Genomic DNA, 13,415 nt, shown 5'->3' on the forward strand with positions numbered 1-13,415 from the left:
CAGACGACATCCGACGGCTGCCGGCACGCCGCCGGCTGGATCTGTGCACGCCGCGACGCCCTTCTGTGCGATGGCCACCACCTCGTAGACCGGAACGACGGCTCGCCGTGATCCGGCGATCTCCTCCAACTGTTCAATGAGGGTGGGTATGCAGCTCCCACCCATCGAGGTCGGCCCCGCCGCCCGGTGTCAGGGCGTGCGTTGGTCCGTAGGTAGTCCAGCAGGTCCGCGGTTGCTCCCGTGGCCAAGGACACCCATGGGGCTAGCGTATGTGCGCGCGGCTGCAGGTTCGCACGTCGAGCAGCCGGCAAGTCCGTGACGGAGTGTAGCGACCGCTTCGCGGCAGATGACAATGGCGGTGCGGGGCGGCGGGGAGCGGTTGCTGCTGCGGATAAGCCGGTCAGGCACTCGGTGGGGCGGCGGCCGATCGACGGCCCCCATGCGAGGCGACCAGGGCATCAGCCACGATCGCGGCGTCCGCCTCGGCGACGTCGGCGGGATACTCCGGCAGGAGGTCGTCCCAGACGACCAGCCAGGATCCGTAGAGCTGCGCCTGGCCCTCCGGCCGGGCGAAGAACCAGACGTGCAGGTGAGCGGCGCCGTCGCCGACGCGATAGACGTGAGCTCGAGAGATGTGCGGCAGAGCCTGCACGTGGCGGACGATTCGCGTGGTCAGCAGTCCCAGCTCCGCGGCGAGATCGTCGGGGAGGTCCGCCATGTCATAGTGATCGCGCGGGTACAGCATCAGCACCAGCGGCACGCCCACTCCCGGGACACGGGCCAGCCGCCAGTGATCGTTGAACCAGATTCCTTCGTCGCGCTCCTGACAGTTCCGGCACTCCGCCGGGTCCTCGCCGTGCCGGGCGGGCTCGGGCAGCACCGGCGGGCGCAGCGGTGCGACGCGCAATCCATCCTGTTCGAACGGGCTGATGTCCCATCCCGTCATGCGCGCCAGCGGAAGCCGCCGCTCGCTGTCCGCGACAGCCATCGCGTGGTCATGGAACTGGTCCGGACGCAAGGCCATGGCGCGAAGACTAGTACAACCAAGATCCCGCTGTTCATCGCTATCACGTGGGCTGCCCACCACGGCCCCGTGGGTGGCCGCACGTTCGATGGCACGGATTCGCCGTGGGAACCTCTTGTCGACCATGAGCGGGGTCGCCAGCGCCCACGGAGGCTCATGAGCTGTGACGACCGCCCGCGGCCGGCACCCCCACGGCCGCGGATCCGGATGTTGTGCTCTTTCAGGGTCGGTGGAGAGCGGATCGCTTGGGGGCACGCTTTCCACGGATGATGACGGCTCGGGGTTTGTCGAGTTGGCTGAGATCGGTCCGTGGGTCGACGCCGAAGACGACCGCGTCCGCTGGGGCTCCGTCCACGAGGCCGGGCAGCCCGAGGTAGGACCTGGCGGTCCAGGATGCGGCTGCGAGCGCGTCATGCGGCGAAACGCCGGCAGCTACCAGAGCGCGGATCTCCTGGGCGATGCCACCATGCGGCCGGGAGTCCGTGCCGGCCAGCACGGTGACCCCAGCCTCGACGGCGGCAGCGGTGAGCCTGGCGTGCCTGCTTGCCCCAGGCACGTACCAGCTCTTGCGTGCATGTTCCGGATCAGCGGCGATCTTCGCCAGGGCAGCGGTGATTACCGACAGCGTCGGAGTCAGCGCGATGCCCTGCTCGGCCATACGCGGTAACAGGTCCAGGTCCATGCCCATGCCGTGCTCCACGGAGTCCACACCCGCCTCGACGGCGACCAACCCGCCTGACGCGTGCTGTGAGTGCACCGCGAGGCGCCCACCGACCGCGTGCACGCGCGTGACAGCCTCGCGGAGCACTCCGACCGGCACGACATCGTCGTCCGGCCGCCAATCGATCACCACCTTGGCCCAGCCGGTGCGGGCTGCCTGCTCAGCTGCCACGGTGGGCAGATCGGTCAGCTCCGGGCGTCGGCCCCACCCTTCCATGAACTGCCCATGCTGGGCGATCCACGGGCCGGCGTGGACGGCTCGCGGACTCCCGTCCGCTTGGCCGAACCAGTCAGGCGGGTCGCCCGCGAGGCCGGGAGCGCGGATGAGCGTGACGCCTGAATCCAGATGCGCCCGAAGATCCTCTCTCAAGGCAGCTGAATCCAGTGGCTGGCCTGGCTTCTCGACTCCTGGGTGGGTGTGCGCATCGACCAACCCGGGCAGTATCCAGCCCTCGGCGACCAGCTCAGCACCGGCCACCGGATCCGAAGTCCATCGATCACCGTCGGCGTAAAGGTCGACCGGTTCGCCCCCGGGAAGTGCAAAACCGCGGACTCGCAACACCGCCAAGGAGCTCACCCCCGGTACCGAAACCCACCCAGACGGCCAAGTGGTCAGCATGCCACCATCGTTGGCCAACCAATCCGATCAGCGGCCTGGTTCTGCTCACCCGGCAGAACCACGGCTGAGACATCCGCTCATCGACACGAGCGGTCGGCGTGACGGTGACCGATGTACGCGAGTACCTCGACCACGACGAGTGGGAGATCGCACTCGACATCCTCATGGACCTCGACACCGGTTGGCGACCCGCGACCGTCTGGTTGGAGCTGCTGATCGACAGCGCCGAGTTGATGTGGCTCGCCGATGTCGCGGTGCCACTCGGGCCGGTGGGAGAGCCTCCACGGCATCGTCCGCGCCGAGTTGCGGCTCCTGTCGCCCCCGAAGGTGGCCGGCGAACGCCGATCCCGGGCAAGGGCATCCTCCAACCGCTGTGGACCTCGGCCGGCGTACGGCCGTGGGAGACTCCGACTTGCTCCTGGCACGCATCTGGAGCCCGCTCCTGCCCTGTCACCAGGCGCCACCGGGTCGGTCCGCCTCAGCCCCTTGTCCCCGGCCCTGTGGCGGCATCTCCAGCCGGGCATGACGATCACCATGCACGAGGGTCGGCTCAGTAGGAACGGTCACCATCATCGCGGCGTTGAACGTGCGCTAAAACGGTGTGATCTGGCGCTGGGGTCACGCGTGACTGTGGCCGACAGCAGATGGACTGACTCAGGTTGCCGCATCGCGCGGCCAGCGGCAGTGAGCGGACGTCCGCGCACTACTCGTTGATGAGCTGCTCTCGAAGAATGTCTGCGTGCCCACAGTGCTGGGCGAGCTCGCGCAGCACGTGGAGATACACCCACCGCAGCGGAAGCGGGCCCCGCCGGTGCCCGTGAAGGATGTCGTCCAGACCCAGGGATGATGTCGCACGGCGTGATGCTGCGCAGGCTTCGCGGTGTGCGTGCTGGACGGTGGCGATCGTGTCGTCGTCATCGAGGATGAACGACTCTTCTGACGTCGCAGGGATGCCGATCTGAGCGCGCGACCGGCACGTGACGGCTTCGTCAAACCAGACCTTCTCGACGAAGGTCGCGTGCTTCACAAGACCCAGCAGCGTGGTCCGGGAGGCCACCAACGATCGGCGCACCTGTTCCTCTGTCAGCCCGTCCAAGCAGCCATTGAGCGCGCCGCGGTGCTCGTCGAGGAACGCCTCGAGCTGGGCAGGGGCTGGCTGTGCGACGACCTGATCGGCGAAGGTGGGCGGGTAGGAAGGCATGGGCGAAGCATTCCAGACCGTCGCGCAGGAGCGCCTGGCGGACATCGGCACGTCCGCGCGTCGCCACCGGTGGACAGCAGGCCGCACTCCGCGACGCGCGGGCGGCGGCAGATCCGGATGTCTGGCCTTGGAGGGCGTTCACCCTAGGAGCCTGTGGCACGCCCTCGGCTGCGCGGTAGCCCAACCTGCTTGAAAGGGCACCGGGCCGTCGAGTACGGCGACTTCGTCATCGTTCATCCGCGCCAGCTGTTGCCTCGGTAGGTTGTCGGTCATGGCGGGCGTTCGGCTGGAGCCGATGACCGAGGATCAGTACAAACCGTGGCGGGCCGACGCCGAGGCGCACTACGCGCAGAGCGTCGCCGCGTCGGGCCGGTCGGCGCAGGACGCGGCCCGCAACGCCGCCGACACCTACGCGCAGCTGCTTCCCGACGAGTCCGCCACCCCTGACCACCATTTCTGGTACGCCTACGACGGCGACCGCCGGGTCGGTTTCCTCTGGGTCAAAGTCACCCACGACACCGCGTTCGTCTACAACGTCGCCGTCGAGCCCGACGTACGCCGCCAGGGCTACGGCCGCGCGATCATGCTGGCTGCCGAGCGCTGGTGCCACGACAACGCGCTGACCAGAATCGGTCTGCACGTCTTCGCCCACAACACCGGCGCCCGGGCGCTCTACGAGCAGCTGGGCTTCACCGAGACCGGCCGCAACATGGCCAAAGACCTGTGACCGCGATCCGCCCGACCGCCCGGCTTCTCGACCTCCTGCGACCCGTCGGAGGTGCTGATTCTCGGTAGTGGACTCGTGCAGCTCCGAGGTCGTCTCCGTCACGAAACGGCCGTGAACCGCAACCAGGCTCGGGGAGTCGGCACGCTGCAGACTCTGACCGGCCCAGAAGCCAACCACTGGAGTGGTGGGAAGAACCCGGATTGCGAGGTCTGGGCCGGCGTTGCCGCCCGACCCCAGCGGCCATCCGCTCACCAGGTCCACGCCTCCGCTGGCCGCGGCTCCCAGCGACGGCGCTCCCGCAGCAGCTTCGGAAGCCGGTGCCGAGCTGTGCGGCGGGTAGGGCTTCGCTGATCAGTGACCGGGTCGTCAGTCTGCGTCGGTGGTGCGATTCCGACGAGCTTGGTAAGAAATCTGTCGAGGGATCCGGCCGGTGGTCATGGGATGGGCATCCGGCCTGGTCGTCGGCGCTCGTATCTAGCGGGCTACCCTCGCCGGTATGTCCGACTCCCGCCTGCTGCGTATCGGTACCCGCAACTCCCCGATGGCGCTGGCCCAGGTCGAGCGGGTCCGCGTGATGCTCGCCGACCGGCACCCCGAGGTCACCGTGGACGTGGTGTCGATGTCGACCAGCGGGGACCGGTGGCACGGCGACCTGGCCGCGCTGGGTGGCAAGGGGGCGTTCTCCAAGGAGGTGGACGGCGCCCTGGTCGCCGGGGACGTCGACCTGGTGGTGCACTGCGTCAAGGACGTACCTGGGGACCGGCCGGCACCGGCAGGCACGGTGATGGCCGCCTACCTCACCCGCGACGACGTCCGGGACTGCCTCGTACACCCGGGCGGACTGCGCATCGAGCAGCTGCCCGCCGGCGCCCGGATCGGTACCTCCGCGGTCCGGCGGGTTGCGCAGCTGGCCCTGCACTGGCCGCACCTGGTGCCGGTGGCCATCCGTGGCAACGCGAACAGCCGGCTGGCCAAGCTCGACGCCGCCGGGATGTACGACGCGCTGCTGCTCGCGGCCTCCGGCCTGCAGCGGATCGGGCAGGCCGACCGGATCACCGGTCCGCTCGACGTCGAAACGATGGTCCCGGCCGTCGGCTCCGGCACCCTGGTCCTGCAATGCCGCGACGACGACACCAGAACCCGTGACCTGGCCGTGAGCCTCAACGACCCGCGAACCGAGCAGGAGACCGTGGCCGAGCGGACCATGCTGCACATCCTGCAGGGCAGCTGTCACTCACCGATTGCTGCGCTCGCCCGCAGCGAGCCCGACGGGCGCCTCGGCCTGCGGGCGAGAGTGATCAGCCTCGACGGCAAGACCGTGCTCGACGTGCACGAATGGGCGGCGGACCCGATCACCCTCGGGACCTCCGTCGCTGCGGCCCTGTTGCGCCAAGGCGCCCGTGACCTCCTCGATCTGCCTGCCCACGAGTCGGCCTGACCGACCGTCAGATACCGTCGCCCCGAGCTCAACCCGAAGATCGCGGGCACGGGACCGCGGCGCAGACCGGGCGTTACCGGAGCTCGGCAAGACTGCGCGTCGAGTGCCGCCTCGCCCTGTCACTCAACGTGACGCACGGTCGCGCGGCAGAAGCGGACGTCTTTAACGGGCACCGCCGTGTCACGAGGTTTCCGCAGAAGATGGTGCGCAGTCGGTCGAGAACGGCCTGGCGGCTCCGTCTCAGTAGGGGATGGGGCACCGTGGTCGTACAACGAGAAGGGATCCAGCATGACGATCCAGCGGATGGACAACGTCCTCATCGTTGTCGACGACCTTGACGCTGTTGTCTCGTTCTTCGTCGAACTCGGCATGGAGCTGGAGGGCAAGGGGTCAATCGAGGGGCGTTGGGTGGAGCGGGTCATCGGGATCGACGACGTCCGACAGGACATCGCGATGCTACGGACCCCGGACGGCCACGGCCGGATCGAGCTGGCAATGTTCCACACGCCGAAGGCGATCAGCGCCGAGCCGAAGGATGCACCGGCGAACACGTTGGGCATTCGTCGCATCATGTTCGCCGTCGACGACATCGAGGACGTCGTTGCCCGGCTGCGCGCCCACGGCGCCGAACTCGTCGGCGGGCTGGCGCAGTACGAGGACAGCTATCGGCTCTGCTACGTCCGCGGCCCGGAGGGCATCGTCGTCGGACTCGCCGAACAGCTCGGCTGAGGGCCGCCGACGGAGCCGTGCATCCGAAAAACCCGGATGACCTCGGCGCCGGTGGTGCGTAGCGTGCCGGCCATGTCCCGGACAGAGCTACGGCCGTTCACGGCCGCCGATTTGGCTGCCTGCGGCACGTTGCTGGCCGACCGGCACCGCCGGCACCGCGTCGCACAGCCGCTGCTGTCTGCCCGGTCCGAGGACGCCGCCGTTGCGCGGGCGGAGCTGACCGCCGTGTACGAGACGCCGGACGCGTCGGGAGCGGTCGCGTACCGCGCCGGCGTCCCGGTGGGCTTCGTCCTCGGTGCCCCGAAGCCGTCACCGCTGTGGGGACCGAACATCTGGGTGGAGGCCGCCGGACTCGCGGTCACCGACGCCGAGGTGATGCGCGACCTCTACGCGGTCGCCGCCACCCGGTGGGTCGACGAAGGCCGCACGGCGCACTACGTCGTCGTGCCGGCGCACGACGCGGAGCTGGTGCGGGCCTGGTTCCGCCTGGGCTTCGGCCAGCAGCACGCGCACGCCATCCGGCCCCCCGCCCGGCCGGGAACGGGTACGCCGGCCGGGCTGTCGGTGCGCCGGGCGACCCGGGCCGACATCCCGGCGCTCGCCCAACTCGAACTTGAGTTGCCACTGCATCACGGCCGGGCCCCGACGTTTTCCGCCGGCCGGGTGGGCACGCTGGCGGAGGCCCTCGCCGAGTGGACGGTCGACATCGACAACCCCGCGTACGCCACCTTCGTGGCCGAGTCGGACGGCCGGGTCATCGGCTCGGCCGTCGGCTGCGCGCTGGAGAAGTCGAGCGGGCACCTGAACCTGGCCCGCCCGGACCACGCCGGGTTCCTCGGGTTCGCGGCGGTCTTCCCGCACGTCCGTGGCGCCGGCGCTGGACGGGCCCTCGGCGCAGCCGTCATCGACTGGGCCGTGTCGGCCGGGTTCGACAGTGTGGTCACCGACTGGCGGGTGACCAACCTGCTCGCCTCGCGGGCCTGGCCGGCGCTCGGCTTCAGCGAGACGTTCCTGCGGCTGCACCGGCTGATCCGCTACTGACCGGTCGCGACTGTGACGTCCGCCAGCGGCTGCGGGCTCGGCGCGCGGAAAGCGGCAGATCCGGTTGGCGGGCGACGAGTGCTGGCGGTGCGTCCCGTGGCCGTTCACCGCTCGGGCCTCTGGTGGGCTCGGTCGAGGAAGCCGATGAGGGTGTCCCGTTCGGCCTCGATGCCCTCGGCGAGGCGAGCGGCAGCGTGCACGACCAGCCAGGCGGCCGGCTGCCAGAGCCGCCGCGGCGAACGGCCACGGTATGCCTGGGCGTAGCGGTGGGCGAACATCGACCGACCGGCCGTGATCAGCGCGCGGGACACGGGCGGGATGTCGGGTTGCGGATCGGTCCACCGCAACAGGAGCATGGTGCGTGCGTGGTCCGCTTCCGGCACGCCGCGGGCCGCGTTCGGCCAGTCGATGACCGCGACCCGATCGGCGTCGACCAGGACGTTGCCGGGGTGGTAGTCCCCATGGCAGAGGCGGTCGCCGTCTGGTAGCGCGTCGAGGACCCGCCGAGCGTAATCTCGCTGATGCGGTGGCAGGACGGCGTCTGCGATACGGGCGGCCAGAACCGGCCGGAGTTCGGGAAGGTCACCTGGCGCCGGGGCCGCGTGAACGGCGAGGTGCGCCTCGGCCAGCGCACGTGCCAGGCCGAGTAGCCGCCACGGCTGCCGCTGCAGCAGCGACAGCATGTCCGACCCGCCCAGACGTTCCAGCACCAATCCCGTGCGCCCGTCACATTCCACGGTGTCGACCAGCTTCGGGGCCACGCCGCGACCATCCAGCCTGGTCAGGGCCAGCGCCTCCGCGCGGTGCCCGAGGAAACCGGCACGGTACAGCTTCACGACCGTGTCGTCGCCCCACGCGTGCACGTCTGCCTCGCGGCCGGCGCCGAGCTTGGCCCCGATCACTCCAACGCCCTGCCGGGCCTGACTGTCAACTCGTGGCAGTCCGCAGTGATGCCCGTCGCGCCGAAGCCCACGCAACCCCTTTCGCAGACACTTTCAAGATCTGTACCGGAGGTTTGGGCCAAGAAGTTGGTCAACAGGGCTGCTGTCTCGGTCTCGCGCTCGACGTGCGGTAGGTGGCCGGTCTGGTCGAGAATCTGGATCTCGGCGCCCGGCAGACTTTTTCTGAGGGTGGAGTGTTCAGGCAGTGGTGCGATGCGGTCCTCGCGTCCCCACAACACCAATGTCGGGATGCCACGGCCGTCGACGCGGGCATAAAGCGATGTCGCGTCCTGGATGGGCATCCGGCGGATCGACGACAGCACGGCCCGTTGGAATCCCGGTGCTGACACGTACGGCCGGAACTTGTCCCGCAGTGCGTCGATCACCTCGGTGCGGTGCGAGTAGCGGGGCAGCCGGGACAGCAGGATCTTGGTGCCTGCGGCATGGAGCAGGAGTTCGCCGACGCCGGGAAGCTTCATGAGGCGACCGAACCGGGTGGTGTGGACGCCGAAACCGTCCGGGGCTACGTAGGTCAGGCTCGCGAGTCGTTCGGGATGCCGGTCGGCGAAGTCCGCTGCGATGATCGTCCCAAACGCCAGCGCCACCAGGTGGACCGGCCTCGCGACGGCCAGCCGCTGAAGGAGTTCGGCAAGTTGGTGTTGGTAGAGGTCCGCCCCGTACGCCACCCGCGGGACTGCGGAGGCGCCCCGACCGAGCAGGTCGTAACGCACCACGCGGTATCCGGCGTCGATGAGCGATTCGGCGAGTCCGTCCCAGACGAACATTGGCAGGGTGGCGCCGGGGATCAGGACGACGATGGGCCCGCTGGGGGAGCCGTCGACGCGGTAGTGGGTGCGTCCGCTGGGCAGGTCGAGGAACTGGTCGGTCAGGCTGGGCATTGCATGGTCAGCTTTCGATGAGGTGGCGGGTGCTGGGTGGGGAGGCTGCGAGGGTGGATTCGGCGAGGCAGCGCATCACCGCACGCCAACCAGCGAGAGCGGCAGGGCCGGCGATAGCCACGACTTGCTCGAGTTGTGTCAGCTGGGGACCGGTCGCCGCATGTTCGACGGACGCACCCGCCGCCGTGGCCGACAATGCCCGCTCACGGCGGCTTCTCGCAGACGCCGACCGGGTGACGTAGCCGCGGCGTAGCAGGCCAGACAACGGGCGATGCAGGGCCTGCCGGCTAATGCCGAGCGCGCCAGCGAGTTCGCTGACGGTGATGCCGGGCTGCCGGACAACGACGTACAGAATGCGATGGTCCACCCGTCCGAGCTCGTGCTCGGCGAGGACCGTGTCCGCGGTGTCAACGAAGCCGCGCCAGCCCAGGAAGAACAAAGCGATGTCGCGCTCACCGATCGACATGTCAATGATGTTGACATGACTTGTCGGCGCAAGCAAGATCCCTGCCAACCGGTTTGGGGTCTGTCCCACCAGCCAGGTAGTTCCAACTCGTGATCCACTCCGACGCTCGCTCAGCAGGACCTGTGGGGCCCGAGTGGGCCAGCCGCATCCGTCGACAGCGGCGCCACTGCCACAAGATCACATGCGCTGACATCGGCAGGACCGCGAGTCGAAGGCCGCCCAGCCCATCACTCAGCGTGATGCACCATCGGCGGCAGATCCGGGCCATAGATCAAGACGCGAGACCCGTTTCCCGTTCCCTGTGGGAGTCATGCCAATGAGTCGGCCGGCCTGACGTTGAGGCAGAGGTCCCCTCCTCCTGGGTATCGTATTCATGATCTTCGGGGGGAGGCGCGAGTTGGATCGCGTTGAGCGCATGTTGACGTTGTTGCGGCGTGGACAGACCGAACACGCCGAGCAGTTGCGGGTCGAGGGCCCGGCGGCGTGGCTGCCGCAGTGGACCGCCGGCGAACCGCTGAGCCGGGCGTTACGGCAGGCGCATCAGCTTGGCTCCCTGATCACCGCGGTGCGCCTTGACGACACGTTCGCATGGGCGCTTGCCGGGGACACGGTGTACCGCATCTCCCTTTCCGATGGCGTGGTGCACCGGCTGTGGCTGGAGGGGCGGCACGAGTTCCACCGGGATGCCGCGTTCGCCGGTCACGCCGTCGTCGCGGTCGAGGACGAGCGGCTGCTCGTGTGGGACCTCGCCACCGGTAGGTTGCTGCTGGCCACCGCCGCCGACGACGTCCCCCCGCGCGCGGGTGGCCTGCGCAGCCTCGCGGTCGGCGCCGGTGTCGCGGTGACCGGCACCGAGGGTGGCTACCTGCTGCAGTGGGATCTGGCCGACGGCCGGCTGCTGGCGAGGACCGCCGCACACGGCGGCTATGTCGCCCGTGTCGCGATCAGCACCGACGGGCCGCCGGCAGTCCTGAGCCTCGGCGGTGAGGACCGCTGGACGGGGACGGTGTGCTTCCACGACCTCGACGGGTTGCGCCGTACCGGCGAGGTGGCCACGGCCGAGGAGACGAGTTGCGGCGGCTGGACCGTGCTGGACGGCAAGCGGCGTGCGGTGACCGTCGCGGACAGCGGCCTGCTGACCATCTGGGATCCCACGACGGCGATGGCGGTCGCACAGTTCTCCAGCACCGCGCGCCCGATCGGGACGCTGGCGTTCGCTGCCGGTGGTGCCTGGGCCGTGCTCGGCGAGTCACGAGCGCTGCGGATCGTCGACCTGCGTGACGGGGTCGTTCGCGGCACGATCCGGACCGACTTCACGTCCGACGTCAACAATGTCGCCGCCTGCGGCCGGTTCGTCTTCGCGGCCCAGGGCGGCAGCACCGAGGGGCGTACCAACCTCCTGGAGCTCACCGATCCCCTCACACAGGACGCCAAGGACCGGCCGCACTTGATCGACGCGACCGCGGCCACGATCGGCGGACGGGCCGTCGTCGTCGCTGTCGACGAGGACGGCCCGTACCGGGTGTACGACTCGACCCATGGGCAGGAGCTCCGATCGGTCGGCGAACGTACCACCAAGCACCGGTCCGTAGGTGGACGCCCGCAGTTGCGGACCGTCAGCGTCGGTGGCCGAGACCTGGTCCTGTCCATGTCCGACCTCGTACCGACGATCATCGACCCGGCCACCGGCGAAATCCGCACAGCCCCTCGGCCATCGGTGGCCGGGCCGATTCTGTCGGCTGCCGCCACGCGTGACGGCCTCGCCGCGATGGTGGACCTCAACGGCACCCTCGCCGTCTGGGACGTGGCCACGTTGACACTGCGCGCTTCGACCCACATAGCCGAATCGTTGCGGGCGACCTCGGTCGCGCTCGGCGACCTGCATGGCCGCACCGTCGTACTGACCGGCACCGACGACGGCCGGATCCGCTGGTTCGACGGCGCCGACCTGACCAAGATTCCGCCTCCCGGCCGGTTCGCCGAGGACACCGGCCCGATCGAATACACCGTGGACCCCATGAACTGGCCCGGCCCGCACGCCGTCACCGCCCTGCAGGTGGCTGGAACCGTGGTGGTCAGCGTCGTGGGCAACACCATCACCTGCGCCGACATCACCACCGGTGAGCCGTCCGGGCCGGCACTGACGCATCCAGGCAAGGTCTGGGCGGTCCTGCCGACCGTGCTCGACGGCGCCCCAGTCGTGGCGACCAGCTGCGCCGACCGAGTCCTGCGGATCTGGGACATCGCAACGGGCCGCACCATCCGGGCCGTCACCCTGCCGCGACAGGTCCACCGGATCCTCTCGGTCACCGCCGACCAGATCATCGTCCTCGACAGCGGCTACCTCTTCACGGTCGGCCCCGGCACGCGGTCAGCGGTGGACCATGAAGCCATCAGCGGTGATGGAACTCATTAGGCAGCCCCGTGCCAAACACCGACATCGTTGACAACTTCGTGCTGGCGCCGTGAACAAAGGTCGCGCAACCCCATGCAGCTCAGTCTCGGCGTGCACGCTCATCGGCACGCCCGGATGCAGGAACCCGCGATCCAGTTGCTTTCCGTGACGGGCGCTTCGCGGCAGATGAGGATGTTGTCTTGACGGCGTCCTGCTGCCCGTTTGCGCCGCGACCGCAGCCACTTGCGCACGCGGCAACCTCGCTCACTCGGGGCGTGGCGGGCGCGGAAAGGCTGACGCGCATAAGGTCGGCCCGACACGGCGACCTTCGCGAGACTAGGAACGGGCAGGACATGGACCGACGCACCCGCGACGAGATGCTCGGCCGCCTGGCTGAGGCAGTCGGGTCCGTCACGGTCGCACACCCGACGCGGGTTGCCATCGACGGACCGCCCGCCGCCGGCAAGACCACCCTCGCCGACGAGATGGCCGTCATCTTGCGCGAACAGGGCCGCGACGTCATCCGCGCGACGATCGACGATTTCCTCTTCCCCCGGGCACAGCGCTATCCACGCGGTGAGTACTCGGCCGAAGGCTGCTACTTCGACACCCACGACTACGAAGCGCTGAACCGGGTTCTGCTCGATCCGCTTGGCCCGGGCGGAGACCGACGCTTCCAACACGCGGTCCACGACCGCACCGCGGATACCGCGCTGTCCCCGCCGCTCACCAATGCCACCGCCGACGCCGTGCTGATCTTCGACGGCGTCTTCCTCATGCGCCCGGAACTGATTGACCGGTGGGACCTGCGCATCTTCGTGTCAACCACGCTCGAGGCGACCGTGGAGCGGGCCGTGATCCGAGAGCGCCGGGTGTCATCTCGGGCCGACGTCGAACGGCGCTGGCGCGAGCGTTACATCCCCTCCCAACAGTTCTACTTCTCTGAGGTCCGCCCGACCGATCACGTCGACATCATCGTGCACAACGACGAGCCCCAGCAGCCGGTCTGGGAGACTCGAACACACTGACCGCACTCGACTCGGCACGGCCGCGCGCTCGACCTCACCGCGCCTTCGTCACGCAACGTGACGCCCGGCCTGCGGCAGATGTGTGCACCTAATCTTGGATAGACCGCCGACCAGCGATACGGGCCCACCCCGCCGCAGGAGAGGTGGCGCTCGGACCGGAGAGATTTTGTTGGCTAGCCATTAAACT

At 69.2% G+C, this 13,415-nt stretch carries 12 protein-coding genes; 6 read left to right on the forward strand and 6 right to left on the reverse strand.

The features are described from left to right. Positions 1-400: 400 nt before the first annotated feature. From ACL02O_RS30955 to ACL02O_RS30965, 3 genes are all read right to left on the reverse strand, one after another. A complete protein-coding gene (locus ACL02O_RS30955; protein ID WP_412821718.1) occupies positions 401-1,024 on the reverse strand; it encodes a hypothetical protein in 624 nt (207 codons plus the stop codon). Between the two features lie 220 nt (positions 1,025-1,244). Continuing rightward, positions 1,245-2,306 (reverse strand): amidohydrolase family protein, encoded by a 1,062-nt coding sequence (locus tag ACL02O_RS30960; protein ID WP_412821729.1) that lies wholly within the window; start codon positions 2,304-2,306, stop codon positions 1,245-1,247. 760 nt (positions 2,307-3,066) lie between these two features. Beyond that, positions 3,067-3,564, reverse strand: coding sequence for a DinB family protein (locus ACL02O_RS30965; RefSeq protein ID WP_412821719.1), 498 nt, complete (start codon positions 3,562-3,564; stop codon positions 3,067-3,069). Between the two features lie 271 nt (positions 3,565-3,835). On the opposite strand from ACL02O_RS30965, the gene ACL02O_RS30970 reads away from it, so the two are divergent. The 4 genes from ACL02O_RS30970 to ACL02O_RS30985 all read left to right on the forward strand — a co-directional run bounded on the left by ACL02O_RS30970 (position 3,836) and on the right by ACL02O_RS30985 (position 7,499). Further along, positions 3,836-4,291, forward strand: a complete 456-nt coding sequence (locus tag ACL02O_RS30970) for a GNAT family N-acetyltransferase (RefSeq protein WP_412821720.1) — start codon at positions 3,836-3,838, stop codon at positions 4,289-4,291. Between the two features lie 496 nt (positions 4,292-4,787). Then, positions 4,788-5,729, forward strand: a complete 942-nt coding sequence (gene hemC / locus ACL02O_RS30975; RefSeq protein WP_412821721.1) for a hydroxymethylbilane synthase — start codon at positions 4,788-4,790, stop codon at positions 5,727-5,729. Between the two features lie 288 nt (positions 5,730-6,017). After that, complete coding sequence (locus ACL02O_RS30980) at positions 6,018-6,458, forward strand: VOC family protein (RefSeq protein WP_412821722.1); 441 nt, start codon at positions 6,018-6,020, stop codon at positions 6,456-6,458. Positions 6,459-6,530: 72 nt separating this feature from the next. Continuing rightward, entirely contained in the window at positions 6,531-7,499 is a 969-nt protein-coding gene (locus ACL02O_RS30985) for a GNAT family N-acetyltransferase (protein WP_412821723.1), read from the forward strand. Between the two features lie 104 nt (positions 7,500-7,603). Here the strand turns inward: ACL02O_RS30985 and ACL02O_RS30990 are convergent, their stop codons facing one another. Genes ACL02O_RS30990 through ACL02O_RS31000 form a run of 3 tightly spaced genes read right to left on the reverse strand, consistent with a single transcriptional unit; the run spans position 7,604 to position 9,805 of the window. After that, positions 7,604-8,401: a phosphotransferase family protein gene (locus tag ACL02O_RS30990; RefSeq protein ID WP_412821724.1), complete on the reverse strand. Its 798-nt coding sequence runs from the start codon at positions 8,399-8,401 to the stop codon at positions 7,604-7,606. Then, positions 8,398-9,339: an alpha/beta fold hydrolase gene (locus tag ACL02O_RS30995; protein ID WP_412821725.1), complete on the reverse strand. Its 942-nt coding sequence runs from the start codon at positions 9,337-9,339 to the stop codon at positions 8,398-8,400. The genes ACL02O_RS30990 and ACL02O_RS30995 overlap by 4 nt, the downstream gene beginning before the upstream one ends. Positions 9,340-9,346: 7 nt before the next feature. Next, on the reverse strand, positions 9,347-9,805 hold the full coding sequence (locus tag ACL02O_RS31000; protein ID WP_412821726.1) for a MarR family winged helix-turn-helix transcriptional regulator: 459 nt from the start codon (positions 9,803-9,805) through the stop codon (positions 9,347-9,349). Between the two features lie 415 nt (positions 9,806-10,220). Here ACL02O_RS31000 and ACL02O_RS31005 point away from each other — a divergent pair, with 415 nt between their 5' ends. Together ACL02O_RS31005 and ACL02O_RS31010 are read left to right on the forward strand one after the other, a co-directional pair. After that, positions 10,221-12,221 carry a WD40 repeat domain-containing protein gene (locus tag ACL02O_RS31005; RefSeq protein ID WP_412821727.1) on the forward strand — a complete coding sequence of 667 codons (2,001 nt, stop codon included), beginning with the start codon at positions 10,221-10,223 and terminating at the stop codon, positions 12,219-12,221. Between the two features lie 332 nt (positions 12,222-12,553). Further along, positions 12,554-13,228 (forward strand): nucleoside/nucleotide kinase family protein, encoded by a 675-nt coding sequence (locus ACL02O_RS31010; protein ID WP_412821728.1) that lies wholly within the window; start codon positions 12,554-12,556, stop codon positions 13,226-13,228. Positions 13,229-13,415: the final 187 nt, after the last annotated feature.

This window comes from Micromonospora mangrovicola, assembly GCF_047200535.1.
Classification (GTDB): domain Bacteria; phylum Actinomycetota; class Actinomycetes; order Mycobacteriales; family Micromonosporaceae; genus Micromonospora.

Bases quoted from the DNA above. Each gene is read 5' to 3' on its own strand.
- ACL02O_RS30955 (WP_412821718.1), bottom strand. From the start codon at position 1,024: ATGGCCTTGCGTCCGGACCAGTTCCATGACCACGCGATGGCTGTCGCG.
- ACL02O_RS30965 (WP_412821719.1), bottom strand. From the start codon at position 3,564: ATGCCTTCCTACCCGCCCACCTTCGCCGATCAGGTCGTCGCACAGCCA.
- ACL02O_RS30970 (WP_412821720.1), top strand. From the start codon at position 3,836: ATGGCGGGCGTTCGGCTGGAGCCGATGACCGAGGATCAGTACAAACCG.
- hemC (WP_412821721.1), top strand. From the start codon at position 4,788: ATGTCCGACTCCCGCCTGCTGCGTATCGGTACCCGCAACTCCCCGATG.
- ACL02O_RS30980 (WP_412821722.1), top strand. From the start codon at position 6,018: ATGACGATCCAGCGGATGGACAACGTCCTCATCGTTGTCGACGACCTT.
- ACL02O_RS30985 (WP_412821723.1), top strand. From the start codon at position 6,531: ATGTCCCGGACAGAGCTACGGCCGTTCACGGCCGCCGATTTGGCTGCC.
- ACL02O_RS30995 (WP_412821725.1), bottom strand. From the start codon at position 9,339: ATGCCCAGCCTGACCGACCAGTTCCTCGACCTGCCCAGCGGACGCACC.
- ACL02O_RS31000 (WP_412821726.1), bottom strand. From the start codon at position 9,805: ATGTCGATCGGTGAGCGCGACATCGCTTTGTTCTTCCTGGGCTGGCGC.
- ACL02O_RS31005 (WP_412821727.1), top strand. From the start codon at position 10,221: ATGTTGACGTTGTTGCGGCGTGGACAGACCGAACACGCCGAGCAGTTG.
- ACL02O_RS31010 (WP_412821728.1), top strand. From the start codon at position 12,554: ATGGACCGACGCACCCGCGACGAGATGCTCGGCCGCCTGGCTGAGGCA.